This window comes from Salipiger bermudensis (assembly GCF_020171625.1).
Taxonomy (GTDB): domain Bacteria; phylum Pseudomonadota; class Alphaproteobacteria; order Rhodobacterales; family Rhodobacteraceae; genus Salipiger; species Salipiger bermudensis_B.
In genome coordinates, this window is sequence record NZ_JAIUZY010000005.1 from 410,598 (window position 1) to 430,721 (window position 20,124).

Consider the following 20,124-nt stretch of genomic DNA (forward strand, 5'->3'; position numbering starts at 1 on the left):
CGGGCGGCCCCGGTGCTAAGAGGCCGCCCACCAGTGCCGGTGTAGCTCAGCTGGTAGAGCACGTCATTCGTAATGATGGGGTCGTAGGTTCGAGTCCTATCACCGGCACCACGGTCCACCCCCGCAAAATGTCACAGTGATTCGCCGCTTTGAGCGCGGGGGCCGCGTTTTGCCGTCTGCGACGCGGCGAAGCTGCAATCTCAGGTATTTCCTAACGGTAGCTAAATACCGGATTTCGCGGTATACGCCCGTATGCCGCAGCGCAGCGGAAAATTTTCTGGACTTTGAGCGCGTCGTGATGTGTCGTGCGCTTCACAGGATACAAGGTCGACCCGCCGGGAGGAGGCGGGCCGACCGTCAGACGGATGGCGCTGAAAAGGGAGAGGGCCATCCTGTCGAGTACCGGTCGCCCCTGGGGAGGTTTTGGGGCGGCCGGGCGTCTTCTACCGACCTAATCGCTCTGTCCTGAATCGCAACTCTGTCGTTGCCGCAAACCCGCCACCTGCGACCAATTGGCATATCTGCTGCACATCTTTTCAGCGCAGATCCCGCCAAAAGCGCGCCGCGCGCACAGCGAACGAGATCACGTCCTAGTCGTGTAAACCTCTTCGAAACCCGTCCAGGGGTATCGAAGTCTTGGTTGCGCTACCGTTTCGTGCTAAAAAGAAGACCCGTCACTGCTCGGACGGGTTGCCACACAGGAAGGCCCACTCACTGGACAGCGCGTCTGTCCACGTCTTCCTGCCTGTTCAGCAATCCTTAGGGAGAGGATCACATGACATTTTTCAATCGCGAACAATCCGCCGCCGTCGATACGCTGCTCAAGCGCGGCATGTCCGACTTCGACATCGCGCGCAGCGTCTGCGCCGACAACGAAGACCCCGAACTGCTGCTCGAGGCAGTCTCGACCCAGCGCGAACGCCGCGAGCGTTCCAGCGCGCTCTGACCCGTACACACGCAAACACCGACCGCGGGCGGCGATGGGTCGCCCACGGTCCCGTCTAGGGCTACGGCCAGACACCTTCACTCCACATTCGCAGCACGGACCGACGCAACGCCATGACAGGGCGATGCGCGACTTGACGTGTCGCGGTGTGGGTATGGCAGTCTAAGGGGGGGAGGAGCGCGGCGACCCTCAGGGAGGAGGAGAGAGGGCCGCCGCTGATTTCCGGGGTTCAGGGAGGAGGAGAGAACCCCAGGAAACTTCTAGACACCGTGTCGGCGTCGTTGAGGAGCATTTAGGGTCTGCCGCGATGCGGAACAAGACCTCTTTCTGCAAGGCAGCATTGAAATTTTTGCATGGCCTTTCCGGCACATGGAGGTTTCCCTCGTGACCGCACGTCCTGCGAGCCGGCGGCGGGGGCCCACGGAAGACCCCCGCCACGTCCGGCTCAAGCAGAAAGACGGACCGGTCGTACAGACCGAAACTCGTCACATCGACAACACTCGTACCGTCAAAACTGGCACCCGACGGCCAACATGGCCGTGACCATTTACCCACTCGTTACGCGAACAGACACTCGTACACCCTTCCCGGACAGAACCTTGCCCCAAACACACAGGGCCAACCTGTCCTGTCCAGGTCACTCGCTACCGCACTCCCCGACACACTCGTGACCGCACGGAAAAGAACACTCGTTAACAAACATCCCGAAACACTCGTACCGAACCTCCTTGGCGGGCCCCGAACACACATTGGGGCGCCGCACATCTCGTTGAGCGGGCCTCAGCCCGCCGCGCGCCGGTTTTCCACCGACCCGCCCAACCGCTCTGCGATCAGGTTGTTCCACGCCGCAGCGAATTCCGTTGCGGCGCCCGTGGCCCGGCTCTTGTCGGTCGCCTCGGCGCCGGAGCGCAGGGCGAGCGAGAGCGCGTTGCTCCAGCTTGCGATGCCGTGTCCGGGCACGAAGCGGGCATCGGGTCCGGCGCTGTCGCGCAGCCCGTCGACATCGGCCACCACCAGCTTGCGGCCCGCGGCCCGCGCCTCGAGCGCCACCAGCCCGAAGGCCTCCCAGCGCGAGGGCATGGCCACCAGATCGACGGCCCGCATCGCCGCCTCGGGCGATCGCGCGTGGCCGTGGAAGGTGATGCGGGAATCTCCCTCGGCGAGGGCGCGCAGCGACATTTCCTCGGCGCCGGTGCCGAAAATCTCGAGCCGCAGCGCGGGGTCGCGGATCTCGCGGACGGCGCGGATCAGCACGTCGAAGCCCTTTTGCCGATCGAGCCGCCCGATGGCGCCGATGGTGCACCCCTCCGGGCGCGGCGCGGGCAGGGCGCGGAAGCTGCTCAGATCGACCGCCGAGGGGATCACCCGCAGCGCCTGCGGCTGCACCAGCCGGCGCGCGGTGAGCCAGTCACCCTGTGCGTGGCTGACCGCCACCACGGTGTCGAACAGCGCGTAGGCGTTGCGCAGCAGGGTGAAGAACCGCATCTTGAATGGCACGTTCAGCGCCGTGAAGGCCTCGGTGTAGCTGTGCTCCACATGCACCAGCGGCAGGTGGGCATGGCGGGCGCGCAGGGAGACCAGCGCCGGCAGCCGCCGCCAGCTCACCGAGAGATGCGAGACGATCATGTCGGCCTGAACCGCGGGGATGCCCTTGTTGCGTGGCACGGCGCGGATTTCGTGACGGCCGGCCTGAGCCATCAGCGGCGAGGCGTAGATGTGATCCAGCACGCGCATGACTCCGCCGGGCGTGGTGTCGTCGACAAGGTGAACGATGTGGGGAAGCTTGGTCATCACGAAACTCTCCTTCGGCAATCGAACACTCAGGACCGGCCGGCGGTCAGCACATTGCGGGCAAGCCGCATCGGGGCGTCGCCGTAGCGGGCGCAGAGCCGGGCGGCGGCGAGGGTGGTGAGGCTGCGAACCGGCTCTTCGTAGAGCGGCGCGCGGGATTCGGCGAAGGCGCGCGCGACCAGGTCGCAGGCGGTGTCGCCATCGTTGCTGCTCACCGCGCGGCGGGCGAGGTAGCGCAGCTGGTAGGCGCGCGCGGCGGGCTCATGGCGCGCGAAGAAGGCCGGGTCGGTGGGGCGCAGCTTGGTCACCATGCGCTCCCACGCGGCGAGTTGCGCATCGGTGCGGGCCGAGAGACCGGTGGCGTTGATGCGGTACTCGGTGAGCAGGCCGGGCACGCCCTCCATGCTCCAATCGGTGGTGAGCGCAAAGCGCATCCAGCACTCGATGTCCTCGGACTGGCGGAAGGTCTCGTCGAACACCCAGTCGCGCTTGGTCTCGCTCTCGGGGCGCCACGAGATCGCTTCGAGCGCCTCGCGCCGGAACACCGGCGTCGAGCCGTTGCCCACCGGGTTGCGCTTGAACACATGCGCGGTGCTGACATTGCTCAGGCGCGGACGCATCGCGTGGCCGGTGCGGCGACCGGTTTCGTCGATGAAGGCCGAGCCGGCATAGCTCAGGCCGACATGCGGCGCGGTGGCGAGGTGCAGCACGTGGGTGTCGAGCTTCTCGGGCATCCAGCGGTCGTCGGAGTCGCAGAACCCGATCAGCGCGCCGCGGGCGCGGGCGATGCCGGTGTTGCGCGCGCCGGCGAGGCCGCGGTTGTTCTGCTGCACAAGGCGGACGCGGCGGTCGGTCTTGGCATGGGCTTCGGCAATCGCGGCGGTGGCGTCGGTGGAGCCGTCGTCGACGACGATGATCTCGAAGTCGCCGAAGGTCTGAGCCGAGAGCGAGTCCAGCGTCTCGGGCAGGGTGGCGGCGGCGTTGAACGCGGGAACGACGATGGAGGCGTAAGACATCTTGAGGTTCCTTACTTCGAGAACAGGCTGTGGCGCAGCGGCGCGGGAAGCACCGGGGCGAGCATCGCGGCCAGCGCGGTCGCGGCGCCGCGGTGCAGCGGGAACAGGAAGGCACGCGCGTCGCGGCGCAGACCCGAGAGCGCGAGGCGCAGGGCGAGGCGCGGCTCGCAGCCGACGCGCAGCGCGCGGCGGGCGAGGTAGCGCAGGTGGATGGCCTCGGCGCGTCCGTCCGGGGCAAAGCCGAAGCGGCGGGCGGTTTCCATCGCCTGCTCGCGGCCCCGGAGCATGGCAGTCAGGTCGGAAGACAGGCCGCCGGCGCTAGTGCGGTAGCGGATCTGGTCCTCGTGCTGGCCGCAGAGCTCGTAGCCGCTGCCCACGAGGCGGATCAGCCATTCGAGATCCTCGTTGTGGACCATGTCTGCGCGGAAGCCGCCGAGTTTGCGGAACACGTCGGCGCGGACGCTGAGGTTCGACATGGTGCAGACCGGGTTCTCGCCCATCAGCATCGGCACGGTGACCTGGCCCTCGGGCACGGTCGAGCGGGCGCCGACCTGCGCCGGGTCGCTTTCGAAGAAGCCGATGCGGCCGAACACCGCGTCGGCCTCGCCAAGCAGCAGCGCGCTTGCGACCGAGGAGAGTTTGCCCGGCAGCCAGATGTCGTCGGCATCGCAGAAGGCGATGACCGAGCCCCGTGCGAGGTCGAGGGCGCCGTGATTGCGGGCATCGCTGGGGCCCTTGCCCGGGTTGCGCACCACGATCAGGCGCGGCTCATCGGCGGCGAGTCTCTGGGCCATGTCGAAGGTGTCGTCCTGCGAGCCGTCCTCGACGATGATGGCCTGCCAGTCGACCCAGCTCTGACGGGTCAGGCTCTGAACCGTTGCGGGGAGGGTCTTGGCTGCGTTGTAGGCCGGGATGACGATGGTGATCAGGGACATGGGCTTACACTTTCACGAGGGTCTTGGCGAAGACCGGACCGAAGGCGAAACGAAGGGCGGGCAGGGAGACCGCGACCATGGTGAGGGTGGCGGTGGCGAGGTAACCCCAGGCGATGGTCTCGAGGCCGTGGGGGGCGGTGAGGGCGATGTTGGCCATCAGCGCAGCGGTGAGGAGCACGGTGGCGAGCAGTTCCTGCTGCGGCCGGCCCTCGGCGCGCATCCAGCCGGCGGCGGCGGTCCAGAGCATCGTGGGGATCGCGGCGAGGCAGAGGATCGAGACCACGCCGCTGAGATCGGCCCAGTCATCCCCCAGCAGCAGCGGCACGTACCAGGGCGCCAGCAGCGCCTGAAGCACCACCGCGGGGCCCACGAGGCCGAGCGAGACGCCGAGCCCCTGGCGCAGCGCCGCTTTGCGGTCGCTGCTGCTGCACAGGTGCGGGAAGAGCACGGCGGCGAAGGCGGTCGAGAACGAGGTGGCGAGGCTGAGGCCGGCGTTGAAGGCCATGAAGTACATGCCGAGCGCGGCCGGGCCGAGCAGGGCACCGACGATCAGCTTGTCGGCCTGCATCCGCGCGGCCTTGACGATCTCGACCCCGAGCACCGCCCAGCCGAAGGACAGGAAGGGACGGATCGGCGCCTTCCCGGCGGCCTTGTCGGCTTTCCACGGGTGCAGGGCGCGCATGGCGACGAGCCAGAACGGCGCGGTCAGCAGGCGCGGCAGCACCAGCGCCAGCGGGCTCGGCCAGACCAGTGCCAGCAGCACCGAGAGCAGGTTCGCCATCACCGCCTGACCACCGGCAATCGCCGCGGTCTGCTTGAGCTTGCCGGCGCGCAGCGCGAGGCCGGTCTGCACCAGACCGCCCGGCATGAAGAGGTATTCGCCGGCGAGCACGAGGATCATCAGCGCCAGCGGCACGTTGCCGGTCAGGGCCCAGACGCAAGCGGCGATGGCGCTCTGAACGGTGAAGAGACCGAGGCACCACGCCCAGTTGAGGCCGTGGGCGCGGTTGCAGGTCGCGGAAAGGTCGGTGTCGGACGCTGCGATAATACGTTGCCCGACACCGTTCTCCGTGAGTGATTTCAGCAGGTCCCCGGTGGCCAGCGCCGCCGCCGCGACACCGATCTCGGTGGCGTCGAGGGTGCGGGCAACCGCAATGACGACACCCAGCCGCGACAGCTTGGTGGCGACTTCGGAGGCGCCGTAAGCGAGCAGGTGGCTCATCAGTGGGGTTGCGGGGCGAGGCACGATCAGGTTCTCCTTCAGGTTGGAGTAACCATAAATCGCGGGGTCGGGACTGTCGCGTGCCCGAGGGGGGAGCCAAGCAACTCATGAGAGAGTATTCCTATCCTTCAGGATAGGTTGGCACTGCACATCTGCGAATTTTCTGTCATGCTGACGACAGATAACAAGAAAAGCGAAGCACGTGAGGGTTGCATGTCGAGCGCAAGCCGCAAAACCTTGAGCCTATGTCTGGGGCTGGTCGTGGTGGCTGGCTGCGGCCCGGCACCGTCGCCCAGGAACCTCGGGCCGATCGATGCCGGCGGCGGATACCAGGCGCAGTATCGCGATCCGCCGCTGAATTTCGCCGAGACCCCGATGCTGCAGTCCGAGCGGCTGAACGCCGCGCGCTGCAAGCCCTTCGCGGGCGGCGCCGGGGGCGGCGATGGCAAGGCCGGCGGGCTGGCGCATCACGCGCTGCGCGGCGAGCGACTGTCGCGCAACGATCTGGTCGACATCCGGGTCGCCGACGACGTCACCTTCGTCGGCAATTACGTGGTCTCGCGCGATGGCACGCTGAAGCTGCCCTTCCTGCCGCCGATCCGCGCCGAGGGGCGCACCACCGGGCAGATCGAGGCCGACCTGATCTCCGCCTTGCTCAAGGACGAGTTCTACGACGAGGCGCCGCGCGTCTCGGTGCGGGTGGCGGATTTCGCCGGCGTGTCGGTGGCGGTCTCGGGCGCGGTGTTCGAGCCACGCGCGACCGAGATCGGTCGTGTCTCGGGCGACGATCTGGACATCGCGCGGCAGACCGCGCTTGGCGCCTCGACCGAGGGCCGGAACCTGTCGGCCGCGATCCGCGCCGCCGGCGGCGTCCGTCCCGACGCGGATATTTCGGCCGTCGAGCTGTACCGTGGCGGTCAGCGCTATGTGCTCGACATGCGCGGCGTGTTCGAGGGGCGCAACGCGGTGGACGTGATGCTCATCACCGGCGACGAGGTCGTGGTGCCGTCGCGCCAGTGCTTCCAGGAAGACCTGATGCGCCCCAGCCCGATCTCGCCGCCGGGCGTGTCGATGTTCCTGTCGAACCTCACTGTGCCCGCCACCGGCAACGCGCCCTCGGCGATTGGCCGGGAAGTGCGCGAGGTGCCCTATGGCACGCGTATGATGCAGGCGGTGATCGATACCAACTGCGTGGGCGGCACCCGCACCACCAGCGCGCACCGCTCGGCGATTCTCGTCACCCGCGACCCGGTCACGCAGGTCTCGACGGTGATCGAGCGCAGCATCGAGAACCAGCTGCGCCGCCCGGATCGCGACGATTACGACCCGTTCCTGCTGCCGGGCGATGGCATCGCCTGCTACGACAGCAGCGTCACCAACCTGACGCAGGCGCTGCTGGCGGTGGGTGTCGCCAAGACGGTGCTGCCCTGAGGCGCGCGCAGCCCCGCGCCTAGCTGATGAGGCTGGGCTCGGGGGCGGCCTTCCACGCCGCCTGCGCCTCGTTGATGGCGATCACGAGATCCTCGCGGTCGCCGGACTCGGCCACCTGCTCGACCAGCAACAGTGCCTCGCGCACGCCGGGCTGCCCGAAGGCGGCGGCGCTGCCTGCGATCTGGTGGGCACGGTTGGCGATGGCCTGGGTGTCCTCGGGCAGGCCGGCCAGCCATTCGAAGAGCGCACTGGTCTCGGAGATGTAGCGCGCGCGCAGCTTTTCCATCGGGCTCTCCTTCTTCTTCACAAGCAGCGGGGTGGTGCCGTCCAGCGTCACCCGGCGTTCGCGGCCGGCGCAGAAACGGACGATGATCTGGGCAAGCTCGCTGCGTTGCAGCGGCTTGCCGAGGAAATCCGACATGCCGGCGGCGGCGAAGCGATCCCGCGCCTCGGGCAGGACGTTGGCCGAGAAGGCCACGATCGGCGCATCCCAGTTCGGCCCGTCGCCCTCGCGGATCATCTTGGTCGCGGTGAGGCCGTCCATCACCGGCATCCGGATGTCCATGAGAACAAGGTCGAACGGGCGCTTGTTCGCGACGTCCACCGCCTCCTGCCCGTCGCGGGCCTCGGTGACGTGGTGCCCCATGCCGACAAGCACCTCGTAGGCGAGCTGCATGTTGATGTCGTTGTCCTCGACCAGCAGGATCTCGAGATCGCTGGGCGCTTCGCTCTCGGGGAGGGCGCCTTTGTCTTCGGACGGCTCCTCGGCGGGCATCACCGGGATGCGCAGCCAGAAGGTGCTGCCCTCGCCCAGCGTGCTCTCGACGCCGATCTCGCCGCCCATGGCCTGCACGAAGCGGCGCACGATGCCGAGGCCGAGGCCGGTGCCGCCGACGCTGTCGCTGACCTGATGCGAGACGGTCTGGAAATCCTCGAAGATGCGCGCCAGATCGCCCTCGGCGATGCCGCTGCCCGTGTCGCTGACACGGATCTCGATCTGGGCGGGCTCGCCCGGTTCGATCATCTCGGCCTCGATGCTGATGCGCCCTTCGCGGGTGAACTTGATGGCGTTGCCCACGAGGTTGAGAAGGATCTGCTGCAGGCGCGAGCTGTCGACCTCGACCCATTCCTCGGGCGTGCCGACCCAGCCCCATTGCAGGGCATTGCCATGGGCGTGGGCGGCGCTGGTCTGAGAATCGACGAGGTCCTGCATCAGATGGCCCAGATGGGTGACATCCTCCTGCGCCGTGTCGGCCCCGGATTCGAAGCGCGCCACGTCGAGCACCGCATCCACGTGCCGCATCAAGAGCTCGCCCGAGATCTTCATGTTGCGCATGTAGCGCGCCTGATCGCTGCTGAGCTTGGTGTCCTCCATCAGCGACAGGTTGCCGAGGATGCCGTTGAGCGGGGTGCGGATCTCGTGCGTCATCATGGCCAGGAACTCGGCCTTCGCCTGCTCCCCGGCGAGCGCCTTGTCACGGGCTTGGACCAGCTCGTTCTCGGACGCCACGCGATGCGAGATGTCGCGCAGGAAGGCCACCAGAAGCTGCTCCTCGCCGGCATGGGCGGTCTCGATCGCAAGCTCGACCGGGAACACCTCGCCGTTGGCGCGCATCCCCTCGAGCTTCACGCGGCCCTGCCCGATCACCCGGCGTTCGCCATCGGCGGCAAAGCGGGCCATGCCCCGATCGTGAGCCTCGCGCAAATGCTCGGGCACGATGATGTCGCCGATGTGCTTGTTGCGCACATCCTTCAGGCGGCGGCCGAAGATCCGCTCCGCCGCCGGGTTAAAGTTCTGCACCCGGCCCTCGGTGTCGGTCACCACGACGGCGTCGAGCGAGGTGTTGAGGATGGTGTTCAGGCGGGCATAGGCGATAGCAAGTTCCTTGCCACGCTTGTCGGTCTGCTGGGCGGTGCGGTACGCGTGCATCAGCAACGCCGCCAATGCGAGCAGCAACAGCCCCGTGAACACCGCAAGCCGAAGCAGCGTCGTCGCGAGCGAGGTGCGCAGTTCGTCGGATTCGAGCGCGAAATGCTGCAGGCCGGTGGTGGCGATGCTGCGCACGAGGGCGCGCATATCCTCGATCTGCGCCGCGAGATCGTCGAGCCCCGCGCGCAGGTCCTCGCGCGGGCCGTCGATCAGCGGGATCATCCCGTTGAGCCGGTCGCGCACCTCGACCAGGGGGGCATCGAAGGCCGGGTCTTCGCGCAACGGCGAATACTGAGAGCCGTTGGCCAGCGTCGAGGTCCGGCTGTAGAACACGTCGAACTCGACGATGACGGTGCTCAGCGGGGTCTCGGGCACGGTGCGGGCCCAGTTCACCGCGTTGCGGAATTCGAGGAATTCGACCTCGGCTTGCGACAGCGTCCAGTGAACGTTGTCGGAGTCGGCCGAGCTGAGAAACCTCAGCTCCTTGACGACATCTTTCACCAGCACGGCGATGGCCACCAAACAAAGGAAGGCGAGAGCCAAGAGGACGTCCCGCCCGGCGCGCCGGAAACCGTTTGCTAGCGTCATTCTGCCTCCACGGGCAATGGTTGAGTGCGCTGCTAGTCTATCGCCATACGGTCGAGTTGCCAGATACTCCGTGAGTAGATCACCTCGGTCCGGTACGCGGCATTCGACGCGTAGGGGTAGATCAGCCAAAGCGGACCCTTGTCGCGGCGCGACATCAGCCGCCCGTCCATTTCATAAGCGAGGATGGGGCCGTCTTCGACGGCATCCTCGACCGGAACCACCACGGTGTAGTTGTTGATCGCGGTCGCATCGATCTCTGTCCCGGTGGCGCCGACATGTTCGAGCAGGGTCTTCAGCTCCACGCCGGTGAAGGTGATGGTGCCCGGGGTCCAGATCGTATCGGTGGTGACTTCGGTGGCACCGAGCGCGCGCAGCATCTCGAGGTCGAACGCTGCGGTGCCCTCGCCATTGGTGTTCTCGATCTCGCCACTGATGGTCAGGAGGACGGGCCCGGTGGGCTCCTCGAGCGTGCCTGCGGCGACGGAGGTGGCACCGAAGATGAGAAGCAGACCTGCCGCGCCGGCAAATCGTTCTATGAGTTTATACATGCGACCAGCTTTCAATTCGAATCCTGTAAATACTGCCAGTATACAGGTTTTTTTTCATGCGGGGATCGGGACAGTGGCCCTATCCGAAAGGATAGGGCCGGCATGTATGTTCCCGATCCCAATGACATTTCGCTCAGTATGCACCCCGTCCCGAGAACACCGCCTGTGCCGTCAGGCCGAGCAGGACGAGGTCGAGCAGAAGGCTGCGCGAGCGGACATAGGCGATGTCCATGTCGACCATCTTGTCGAAGCCGATATCGGCGCGGCCCGAGACCTGCCAGAGACCGGTGATGCCGGGGCGCGCCTCGAGCCGCTCCAGCGCGTGCGCCGGGTAGGCGGCGACCTCGGAGGGCAGGGCCGGGCGCGGGCCGACCAGTGACATGTGCCCGAAGAGCACGTTGAAGATCTGCGGCAGCTCGTCGATCGAGTAGCGGCGCAGAACGCGGCCGACGCGGGTCACCCGGGGATCGCTGCGCGACTTGAAGCAGATGCCCTCGCGGTCGGAACTGGCGCGCAGTTCGGCCAGGCGTTCGGCCGCGTCGGTATGCATGGTGCGGAACTTGAAGATGGTGAACGGCTTGCCGTTGCGCCCGACGCGGGTCTGGCGGAACAGCACCGGCCCGCGGCTGTCGGCGCGGATCAGCGCGGCCACCAGCAGAAGCAGCGGCGCCAGCATGAGGGTGAGCGCGAGGCTGCCCGCGAAATCCACAACCCGCTTGGCGATGCCCTGCGCGCCGGCGAGGCGAAGCGCGTGGCGCGCGGCGCGGGCCATGAAGGTCGCGTTGCCGAGAAGGTAGCGTCCAGCCATGCGGCGCGGCTCCATCGCCAGCCGCCAGGCCCACTCCATCCGCGCCTTGCGCACCGGTGCCGGCGCGCGTTGCACGTTCTCGGCAAGGAAGTCGAACAGCGCCCCGACGCCAAGCACCAGACCGGGCGCGAGGGCTGCGAGGTGGCGGTCGATCCACAGCTCCTGCTGCGGCACGCCCATGGCGACGAGCAGGATGTCGGCGCCCGAGGCGTTGATCTCGCGGATCGCATCGGCGCTGTCGGCGGCGCCGGCATAGCCGTCGCGGGTGCCGGCGATGCGCAGGCCGGGGATCTTGATGGCCAGCTTGCGGGCCGCGGTCTCGGCGGTGCCGGGGGTGGCGCCGAACAGGAAGACCGAGAGACCGCGCCGGGCGGCGGCGTGCAGCAGCGCCGGGGTGAAATCGGTGCCGTTGAGGTTCTCGGTCAGTTCGGTGCCGGTCATGCGGGCGGCGAGCTCGACGCCGATGCCGTCGGGCAGCACCGCCCCGGCGCGGGCCAGCGCCGCGGCATAGTGCGGATCACGGGCGCGGATGTTGGCGCAATGGGCATTCAGGAAGAAGACCGTACGCGCGGCGCCGCCGAGCAGGGCGTCGACGCAGTCGGAGGTCGTGGCATCGACCACCGGCAGGCCAAGCACGCGCTTGGTGGGCAGGGCGGGGGTGGCGGAAAGCGAACGGTCGAAAGCGGCGGCGGGCGTCATCTTCATGGTAGGTCTCCTCCTGGGTGAGTGGCCCCTCCTGCATCGCTTGAAGACAGCGTTAACCTCAATTTCCCAGCCGGTGAGGTGGGTGGCGCGGACGGCGCGCCTCCTCGCCGGACGCAGCGTCACCGGCGCGTTCATCCCAGCCGCCTATCCGGCGGGATAGGCGCCCTACTCGGGCGTTTGCGAAAGCCGCCTATACCTGTGGATAGTCGGCCTATTCCGCTTTGACGTAAGGGCGCGCAGAATTGCCTTAACGGGGTACGGGCACTCGTGTAGCGTGTAGATCTGAAAGTAAGATCTTACGGTGCCCCGATATGCGCGTACTCATCGCAGACGACCACGACCTGCTTCGCGACACGCTGATCGCCTTCCTCGATGACGAAGACGGAATCGAGACCGGCAGCGCGTCGAGCTTCGACGAGGCGCTGCAGCGCATGAAGACCGATGCGGTCTATGATCTTGTTCTGCTCGACTACAAGATGCCGGGCATGAACGGGCTTCAGGGGCTGAAGCAGGCGCTGGCCACCGAGGGCGCCCGCCACGTGGCGCTGATCTCGGGCGAGGCCACGCGCGAGATCGCCGAAGAGGCGCTCGAGCTTGGCGCCGCGGGCTTCGTGCCCAAGACGCTGCCGGCCAAGTCCCTTGTCAACGCAGTGCGCTTCATGGCGATGGGCGAGCAGTACGCCCCCATCGCCTTCATGACCGCCGCCGAGGAGGTCGAGGAGCACCCGCTGGCCAAGAGCCTCACCAAGCGCGAGATGGAAGTGCTCAAGGGGCTGACCGAGGGCAAGTCCAACAAGGAGATCGCCCGCGATCTCGAGATCACCGAGCCGACGATCAAGCTTCACGTGAAGACGCTGTATCGCAAGCTCGACGTGAACAACCGCACGCAGGCCGCCATCGTGGCGCGCGACGCGGGGATCTTCTGATCCGGACAGGCCAGGGCCTCTCCGAAGGGATAGGGGGCGGGCGCATCCGAGACCCTCGGCCCTCCGCCCGCGCAGCGGTATTCATACACGCTTAAGGTTAATGTCACGGGCAACGGAGGATTGCCCATGACCCTTGCCGACCAGACCCTCGCCGACCAGACCGTGACCGACCCGTCCGGTGCAGCTCCCGCCCGCCGCCGGTTCCGGCTGTGGCCGCGCAAGATCAGCCTGCGCCGGCTGCTGATGGGGGGCTCGACGCTCGATCTCAGCCGCCTGCCGCGCTACCTGTGGATCTTCGCGCTGGGCGCGGCGGCGATCTGGGCGCCGATCACCGGCTATCTCAAGACCGCGCCGCTGAAATACGCCAGCCACATGTCGCTGATCCTGCCGGGCTCCGGGGCGTCGGCCTCGGTCAACCTCGCCGATATCGGGCAGGCGTCGAGCTATTCCAACTCGGCCTTCTCGAGCAACTCGGTCAGCCCGACGGAGACATACAAGCGCCTGCTTGCCGCCGACCGCGTGCTGCGCGATGCCGCCGACCGGCTGGGCACCGACAAGGCCGGGTTCGGAGAACCGCGGGTGCGGCTGGTGGACCAGACCGCGTTCATCCATGTCGAGATGGTGGGCCCCAGCGCCGAGGCAGCACGCGCCCGCAACGGCGCGCTGCTGGCCGCCTTCTTCGACGAGATCGACCGCCTGCGGGGCGACGAGCAGGACAGCCGCCAGACCGGCGGTCTGGCCGCGATCGAGGAATACCAGGGCTCGGTCGCCGCCACCCGCAACGACATTGCCCGCCTGCAGGCGGAGAGCGGGCTGCACTCGTCCGAGCAATACCGCCGCCAGCTCGACGAGCTCGACAACCTGCGGATGCAGCTTGAAACCCTGAGCGCCGAGCACCGCAACAAGCTTGCCGCCGTGGCGCAGCTCGAGGCCCAGCTTGGCACCGATGCGGCGCAGGCGGCGATCATCCTGCGTCTGAACGGCGATTCCGATTACCTCGCCCTGCTCGAGACCATGTCAGAAGCCTCGACCGAGCTGGCCAGCGCCAGCGCCCGCTATGGACGGCAGCACCCGGAGGTGGTGAAGGCCGCCACCGCCTACGAGGCCGCAAGCTCGGAGGCGCAGGCCCGCGCGCGGGCGCTGACCGGCGGGACCGGCCAGCTCGAGCGCGCCATCGACGGCGGCCGCGCCACGCTGCTTACCGAACTGGTGCGGCAGGAGGCCGAGCGCACCGGCGTCGCGGCGCAGGTCGCGGGGCTGACCGCGCATATCGAAGCCGAGAGCGCGCGACTGGCGGCTCTGGCCCCGCTCGCCGCGCGGCTCGAGGATCTGCAGCGCGATTTCAGCGTCGCCGAGGCGGTCTTTGCCTCGGCCATCGCCCGCACCCAGTCGAGCAAGACCGACATCTACGCCTCGTACCCTCTGGTGCAGGTGCTCGAGGATCCGTCGCTGCCCGATGGGCCGTCCTCGCCCAAGCGCAAGCTGGCCGTCGTGGCCGGGGCGGGGGCCACGGTCCTGCTGCTGTTCTCGCTGAGCCTCGCATGGCTCCGGCTGGCGCTGATCCGGCGGCTGCTCTTCACCAAGGCCGAACGCACATGATCGCGCCGCAGAACCCCGCCGAGGGCATGGTCTGGAAGACCATCGTCTGGACCTGGCCGCTCTACGGCATCGGCGCGCTCTACGTGGTCGGGCCGGTGCTGGCCTGGCTGCTCGCGATGCTGGCGGTGCTGGCGCTCTATCTCGGCCCGGTGATCCGCAGCGACCTGCGCGCCACCGGGCCGGTGCCGCCGGTGGTCTGGGGCTGGATCATCGGCATGGCGGTGATGCTTGTGGCGCTCTGGGCCGGTCATCTCGACTGGGGGCTGGGGCTGAAGCAGACCATCAAGTCCTCGATCGGCTGGGCCAAGGGCTGGGCGCTGCTGGCGCTGTTCCCGCTCGCCGGCGCGGTGCTGCCGATCCGGCGCGAGATTCTCGTCCGGGCGCAGTGCAAGCTCGGGTTCTACACGCTCTGCATCGCGCCGGTCCTGCTGATCGCCCCGACGCTGGGCCTGCCCGAGCGCATCTTCACCTCGCCGCTCAAGGCCATCGGCGGGCCGGGGCCGGAGTATTTCTCGGTCTACCTCTTCACCTTCGATCCGGCCTCGTGGACGCCGCGCTGGCAGTTCTTCGCGCCGTGGTCGCCCTTTGCGGCGCTTCTCGGCGTGACCACCGTGCTCTTCGCGCTGGAGGAGAAAGAAAACAAGTGGCGCGCCGCGGGCGTGGCGGCGGGCGTGCTGATGATCCTTGCCTCGAAGTCGCGCATGGGGCTGGTGGGGCTGGTGGCCTGCACCATCGGGCCGCGGATGATGCCGCTGATCCTCAAGGGCTGGGCCTGGGGCGCCTTTGCCGGGCTGACCGCCTCGATGGCCATCGTCGGTCCGGGGCTGCTCCGCGCCATCGACAGCGGCGTGTCGGCCTTCAAGGGCGCGCGCGCCGACAGCACGCGGGTGCGCGAGACGCTGCAGCGCATCGCGCATGAGCGCTGGCAGGAAGAGGCGGTGTGGTTCGGCCACGGCACCGTGCATCCGGGGCCGCATATCGTCGAATACATGCCCATCGGCAGCCATCACACGTGGTTCGGGCTGCTGTTCGTGAAGGGCCTGACGGGGCTTCTGGCCTTTGCCGTGCCGCTGGTCTGGCAGATCTGGATCGCGCTCAAGGATGCCGCGCTGGGGCCGCGCGGGCGGCTGCCGCTCGGCATCTGCATGGTGCTGGTGCTGCTCTCGTTCGGTGAGAACATCGAGATCGAGGCCTACCTGCTCTGGCCGGCGCTCGTGGTGCTCGGCCTGCACGCCCGCGAGGTCGCGGATGCGCGGGCCGAGGCACGGCAAGCGCCGGAGGCCGAGCCCGTCGCGGCCTGACCTAGCCCGCCTTGGTCAGGTCGTCGATCGCCCGGAGGCCCTTGAGCAGCCGTCCGAGATCCGAGATCGGCACCATGTTGGGGCCGTCCGACGGCGCGTTGTCGGGATCTTCGTGGGTCTCGATGAAGACCGCGCCGGCCCCAACCGCCAGCGCCGCGCGGGCCAGTGGCTCGACGAACTGGCGCTGGCCGCCCGAGCTTGCGCCCTGACCGCCGGGAAGCTGCACCGAATGGGTGGCGTCGAACACCACCGGGTAGCCGGTCTCGGCCATGATCGGCAGCGACCGCATGTCCGACACCAGCATGTTGTAGCCGAAACTCGCGCCGCGCTCGCAGAGCATGATGCGCTCGTTGCCGGTGCTGGCGATCTTGTCGGCGACGTTAGCCATGTCCCACGGTGCGAGGAACTGGCCCTTCTTGACGTTGATCGCGGCGCCGGTTTCGCCCGCTGCGAGCAGCAGGTCGGTCTGGCGCGACAGGAAGGCCGGGATCTGCAGCACGTCGACCGCCTCGGCCACGGTGGCGCATTGCTCGGGGCCGTGCACGTCGGTCAGCACCGGCACGCCGAACTCGCGGCCGATGGTCGACAGGATCGACAGCCCCGCCTCCATCCCGATGCCGCGCTTGCCCGAGAGCGACGAGCGGTTGGCCTTGTCGTAGCTGCCCTTGAAGATCCACGGCGTGCGCGCGGCCTCGGCCGCGGCGGCGATCTGCTCGGCCAGCATCCGCGCATGATCAAGGCTTTCGAGCTGGCAGGGGCCGGCGATCAGCGCGAAGGGCGCGGTGTTCGAGACGGACATCTCGCCGATGGTGACGGTCTTCATGCGATCCCTTCCTTCTTCAGAACGCCCTCGATGCGGGCCACGTCGACGGGGTTGTTGAGCTCCCAGAACACCCGGCCGCGCGCGTCGACCTCGACGCAGGTCACCGGCACGCCGTTCTCGAGAAAGCGCAGCTGTTCAAGCCCTTCGGCCTTTTCGAGCGGCCCCTCGGCCCAGCCCGCGTAGCGGCGCAGCGCGGCGGGGCGGTAGCCGTACACGCCGACATGGTGCCAGACCTCGGGCGGGGTTTCGAGATTGCCCACGTAGGGCAGCACTTCCTTGGAGAAGTAGAGCGCCGCGCCGTCGGGCCGCATCACCGCGGTGGTGCCGCCGACGCGACCGTTCTGGCGGTCGGTGACGAAATGCACCAGCGTTTCGTGATCGGTCTTCAGCACCGGGGTGGCCATCTCGACCGCCGGGTCCTGCATCCGCTCGATCAGCGCCTCAACGAACCAAGGCGGGGTCAGCGGCGCGTCGCCCTGCAGGTTGATCACCGCGTCGGGCTCGGAGGGCAGCTGCGCCACCGCCTCGGCGCAGCGCTCGGTGCCGTTGCGCGCCTCGGATGAGGTCATCAGCACATCGGCGCCAAAGCCGCGCGCCGCCTCGGCGATGCGCTCGTCATCGGTGAGCACATAGACCGCGTCGGCCCCCGTCACGCTTTGCGCGCAGTCCCAAGCGCGGCGGATCAGGGATTTCTTCTCGCCGGTGGCGCCGGTCAGTTCGACCAACGGCTTGCCCGGGTAGCGGGTCGAGGCGTAGCGGGCGGGGATGAAGATGACGGCGCTCATGCGACACCTGCGCGGAGCGCGTCGTGAATATGCACGAGGCCGACCAGCGTGCGGTCCTCCTCGACGGCGAACAACGCCGAGATCTTGCGGGCGTTCATCATGCCAAGAGCCTCTGTCAGCAGCGCGTCGGGAGCGATGGCGCGCGGGTTGCGGGTGGCGACATCGCCGGCTTTGCGCTCCATCAATCCCTCGAGATTGCGGCGAAGGTCGCCATCGGTGATGACGCCTTCGAGCTTGCCGTCCTCGACCAGCGCGGCCACGCCGAAGCCCTTCTGCGACATGATCACCAGCGCCTCGCCCATCGGGGTGTCGGCCTCGACCACCGGCAGCTCGTCGCCGCGATGCATCACCGCCGAGACCCGCAGCAGCTGCGCGCCCAGCGAGCCGCCCGGGTGGAAGGCGAGGAAGTTCTCGCGGTCGAAGCCGCGCAACTGCATCAGCGCCACCGCCAGCGCATCGCCGAGCGCCATGGCCATGGTCGTCGACGTGGTGGGCGCCATGCCGATGGCGCAGGCCTCGGGCGCGTCGGGCATCAGCAGCACATGCGTGGCCGAACGCGCCAGCGTGCTGTCGGCGCGGCGGGTCATGGCGATCATTGGGATCGAGAAGCGGCTGCAATGGGCGATCATGTCCGCAAGCTCGCGGGTCTCGCCGGAGTTGGAGATCAGGATCACCACGTCATCGGGCGTGATCATGCCGAGATCGCCGTGGCTGGCCTCGCCGGGATGCACCACCTGCGCGGGGGCGCCGGTCGAGGCGAGCGTGGCTGCGATCTTGCCGGCGACATGGCCGGACTTACCCATGCCCGACACGATGATGCGCCCGTTGATATGCAGCAGCAGCGCGATGATGTCGTCGAAGGCAGCGGGCAACTCCTCTGCCAGACGTGTCAGCGCCTGAGCCTCGGTCGCAAGCACCGTGCGGGCGATTTCGGAAGAGGTCTGGGACATGGATCTACCGTCAATGAGTCTTGTCGCCTGTTACCCTGCAAAGCGGGCGCTGTCCAATTGTGGCTTCCGGCGCGGAGGTCGGGGATCGGTCCTGTCCCGCAGAGCCACGGCGGCGTTGCGCAGGCGTCGCCTGCCGGAGCGGGAGGGCGCCATGGCGAGACGGGCGGTCGCCCGAGCGGGCGGTGCCACGTGGCGTCAGGTCCGGATCAGTCGCGGATCTCGTCCGGGGCGACGCCCCAGAGCGCCGTTTTCGGCGCCCAGCCGTCGTAGCCGCCGGCCGAAAGCTCGCACCACGCGGTGTCGCATTTGCCGAGCCGCGCCACCACGCCGAGCGCCAGCTTGGCGGTGACCGGGGCGTCTTCGTCCGGGCGGCCGTGCAGTTCGAGCATGTCCTGCTGCACCAGCACCGTGCGAACGCCCGACAGCAGCGAGTAATGCACCCAGCCGCCCGCGCCGTCGGAATCGCGCACGCGGCGCCAGTGGCCGTACTCGGCGGTGATCTCGAGCGGCATGTCGCGCCGTGTATAGATCCAGTCGATGCGGTGGGTGAGCGACGGGCCGCGGCGCACGTTGCCCTCGGCCGCCTTCATCGAGACATAGCGCGGCAAGGGCAGATTGGTGACCGGGCCACGCTCGTCGGTGGCGGCGGAGACGGTACCGGTCAACAGGGCGGCCATCAGCCCCAAGATCAAAGCGGCCATGCGCATTTCACTGTCCTGCCCGAGTTTTTCAGGCGGGGTTCTTGTGCCCCGCACGCTCATGGGACACTGTGCCATCGGAGACGAGCAGTGGAAAGGGAGGGGAGGCGCGCCATGCCTCAGAAACGCCTGAGTGTTGTCGTGACGCGACGCTTGCCCGAAGCGGTCGAGACCCGTCTGAGCGAGCTGTTCAACGTGACCCTGCGTGACAGCGACGCGCCGATGTCGCGTGCCGAGCTGGCCGAGGCCATGGCCGATTGCGACGTGCTGGTGCCGACCATCACCGACCAGATCGATGCCGGGCTGATCGGTCAGGCTGGCGAGCGGCTCAAGCTGATCGCGAATTACGGCGCCGGGGTCGATCATATCGACGTCGAGACCGCCCGCCGCCGCGGCATCCTCGTCTCGAACACGCCCGGCGTGATGACCGACGACACCGCCGACATGGTCATGGGCCTGATGCTCGCGGTGACCCGCCGCGTGCAGGAAGGGCTTGCGGTGATGCAGGCCGGCAGCTGGGACGGCTGGGCGCCCAACGCGTTCCTCGGGACGCGGCTGGGCGGCAAGCGGCTGGGCATCCTCGGCATGGGTCGGATCGGGCAGGCGGTGGCCAAGCGCGCGCAGGCCTTCGGGATGCAGATCCACTATCACAACCGGCGCCGCCTGCGGGCCGAGACCGAGGAGGCCTTCGAGGCGACCTACTGGGAAAGCCTCGACCAGATGGTGGCGCGGATGGACGTGATCTCGGTCAACTGCCCGCACACGCCCTCGACCTTCCACCTGCTCAACGCGCGCCGGCTGAAGCTGATGAAGCCCTCGGCGGTGCTGGTGAACACCTCGCGCGGCGAGGTCATCGACGACAGTGCGCTGACCCGGATGCTCAAGGCAGGCGATCTGGCGGGCGCCGGGCTCGACGTCTACCAGCACGGCATCAAGGGCAATCCCGAGCTCGTCAACATGCCCAACGTGGTGATGCTGCCGCACATGGGCTCGGCCACCATCGAGGGCCGGATCGAGATGGGCGAGAAGGTGTTGCTCAACGTCAAGACCTTCGCCGATGGCCACCGGCCACCGGATCAGGTGGTCCCCTCCATGCACTGAGCGTGCGGGCCGGTCCCTGCG

At 68.1% G+C, this 20,124-nt stretch carries 17 protein-coding genes and 1 tRNA gene; 7 read left to right on the plus strand and 11 right to left on the minus strand.

Annotated elements, in window-relative coordinates; translation table 11 throughout:
* The first annotated feature begins 35 nt into the window (after positions 1-35).
* A tRNA-Thr gene (locus tag LCM15_RS11375) sits at positions 36-111 on the plus strand.
* A gap of 664 nt (positions 112-775) precedes the next feature.
* Positions 776-946 (plus strand): hypothetical protein, encoded by a 171-nt coding sequence (locus tag LCM15_RS11380; protein WP_224856425.1) that lies wholly within the window; start codon positions 776-778, stop codon positions 944-946.
* A gap of 780 nt (positions 947-1,726) precedes the next feature.
* Here the strand turns inward: LCM15_RS11380 and LCM15_RS11385 are convergent.
* The 4 genes from LCM15_RS11385 to LCM15_RS11400 are packed head-to-tail and all read right to left on the minus strand — an operon-like array spanning position 1,727 to position 5,910.
* Entirely contained in the window at positions 1,727-2,737 is a 1,011-nt protein-coding gene (locus tag LCM15_RS11385) for a glycosyltransferase (protein WP_224856427.1), read from the minus strand.
* A 29-nt stretch (positions 2,738-2,766) separates the two neighbouring features.
* A complete protein-coding gene (locus LCM15_RS11390; protein WP_224856429.1) occupies positions 2,767-3,753 on the minus strand; it encodes a glycosyltransferase family 2 protein in 987 nt (328 codons plus the stop codon).
* An 11-nt stretch (positions 3,754-3,764) separates the two neighbouring features.
* Positions 3,765-4,688, minus strand: coding sequence for a glycosyltransferase family 2 protein (locus LCM15_RS11395; RefSeq protein ID WP_224856431.1), 924 nt, complete (start codon positions 4,686-4,688; stop codon positions 3,765-3,767).
* 4 nt (positions 4,689-4,692) lie between these two features.
* Positions 4,693-5,910, minus strand: a complete 1,218-nt coding sequence (locus LCM15_RS11400; RefSeq protein ID WP_224856676.1) for an oligosaccharide flippase family protein — start codon at positions 5,908-5,910, stop codon at positions 4,693-4,695.
* A 213-nt stretch (positions 5,911-6,123) separates the two neighbouring features.
* Here LCM15_RS11400 and LCM15_RS11405 point away from each other — a divergent pair, with 213 nt between their 5' ends.
* Positions 6,124-7,341 carry a polysaccharide biosynthesis/export family protein gene (locus tag LCM15_RS11405; RefSeq protein ID WP_224856433.1) on the plus strand — a complete coding sequence of 406 codons (1,218 nt, stop codon included), beginning with the start codon at positions 6,124-6,126 and terminating at the stop codon, positions 7,339-7,341.
* Between the two features lie 19 nt (positions 7,342-7,360).
* Here the strand turns inward: LCM15_RS11405 and LCM15_RS11410 are convergent, their stop codons facing one another.
* The 3 genes from LCM15_RS11410 to LCM15_RS11420 all read right to left on the minus strand — a co-directional run bounded on the left by LCM15_RS11410 (position 7,361) and on the right by LCM15_RS11420 (position 11,920).
* A complete protein-coding gene (locus LCM15_RS11410; protein WP_224856435.1) occupies positions 7,361-9,814 on the minus strand; it encodes an ATP-binding protein in 2,454 nt (817 codons plus the stop codon).
* A 77-nt stretch (positions 9,815-9,891) separates the two neighbouring features.
* Positions 9,892-10,407: a molybdopterin-dependent oxidoreductase gene (locus tag LCM15_RS11415; RefSeq protein WP_224856437.1), complete on the minus strand. Its 516-nt coding sequence runs from the start codon at positions 10,405-10,407 to the stop codon at positions 9,892-9,894.
* Between the two features lie 133 nt (positions 10,408-10,540).
* Positions 10,541-11,920: a WecB/TagA/CpsF family glycosyltransferase gene (locus LCM15_RS11420; RefSeq protein ID WP_224856439.1), complete on the minus strand. Its 1,380-nt coding sequence runs from the start codon at positions 11,918-11,920 to the stop codon at positions 10,541-10,543.
* A 311-nt stretch (positions 11,921-12,231) separates the two neighbouring features.
* On the opposite strand from LCM15_RS11420, the gene LCM15_RS11425 reads away from it, so the two are divergent.
* The 3 genes from LCM15_RS11425 (at position 12,232) to LCM15_RS11435 (ending at position 15,746) form a co-directional block, all read left to right on the plus strand.
* Positions 12,232-12,846: a response regulator transcription factor gene (locus LCM15_RS11425; protein ID WP_224856440.1), complete on the plus strand. Its 615-nt coding sequence runs from the start codon at positions 12,232-12,234 to the stop codon at positions 12,844-12,846.
* A gap of 126 nt (positions 12,847-12,972) precedes the next feature.
* Entirely contained in the window at positions 12,973-14,445 is a 1,473-nt protein-coding gene (locus tag LCM15_RS11430) for a GumC family protein (RefSeq protein WP_224856442.1), read from the plus strand.
* Complete coding sequence (locus LCM15_RS11435) at positions 14,442-15,746, plus strand: O-antigen ligase domain-containing protein (protein WP_224856447.1); 1,305 nt, start codon at positions 14,442-14,444, stop codon at positions 15,744-15,746. The genes LCM15_RS11430 and LCM15_RS11435 overlap by 4 nt, the downstream gene beginning before the upstream one ends.
* A gap of 1 nt (position 15,747) precedes the next feature.
* Here the strand turns inward: LCM15_RS11435 and kdsA are convergent, their stop codons facing one another.
* The 4 genes from kdsA to LCM15_RS11455 all read right to left on the minus strand — a co-directional run bounded on the left by kdsA (position 15,748) and on the right by LCM15_RS11455 (position 19,011).
* Positions 15,748-16,569, minus strand: a complete 822-nt coding sequence (kdsA, locus tag LCM15_RS11440; RefSeq protein WP_224856449.1) for a 3-deoxy-8-phosphooctulonate synthase — start codon at positions 16,567-16,569, stop codon at positions 15,748-15,750.
* Positions 16,566-17,354: a 3-deoxy-manno-octulosonate cytidylyltransferase gene (locus LCM15_RS11445; protein WP_224856451.1), complete on the minus strand. Its 789-nt coding sequence runs from the start codon at positions 17,352-17,354 to the stop codon at positions 16,566-16,568. The genes kdsA and LCM15_RS11445 overlap by 4 nt, the downstream gene beginning before the upstream one ends.
* A complete protein-coding gene (locus LCM15_RS11450; RefSeq protein WP_224856452.1) occupies positions 17,351-18,304 on the minus strand; it encodes a KpsF/GutQ family sugar-phosphate isomerase in 954 nt (317 codons plus the stop codon). Before LCM15_RS11450 ends, LCM15_RS11445 begins: the two co-directional genes overlap by 4 nt.
* Positions 18,305-18,510: 206 nt before the next feature.
* On the minus strand, positions 18,511-19,011 hold the full coding sequence (locus LCM15_RS11455; protein ID WP_224856456.1) for an SH3 domain-containing protein: 501 nt from the start codon (positions 19,009-19,011) through the stop codon (positions 18,511-18,513).
* Positions 19,012-19,116: 105 nt separating this feature from the next.
* Between LCM15_RS11455 and LCM15_RS11460 the strand changes: the two genes are divergently transcribed.
* Positions 19,117-20,103: a 2-hydroxyacid dehydrogenase gene (locus tag LCM15_RS11460; RefSeq protein WP_224856459.1), complete on the plus strand. Its 987-nt coding sequence runs from the start codon at positions 19,117-19,119 to the stop codon at positions 20,101-20,103.
* Positions 20,104-20,124 lie beyond the last annotated feature (21 nt).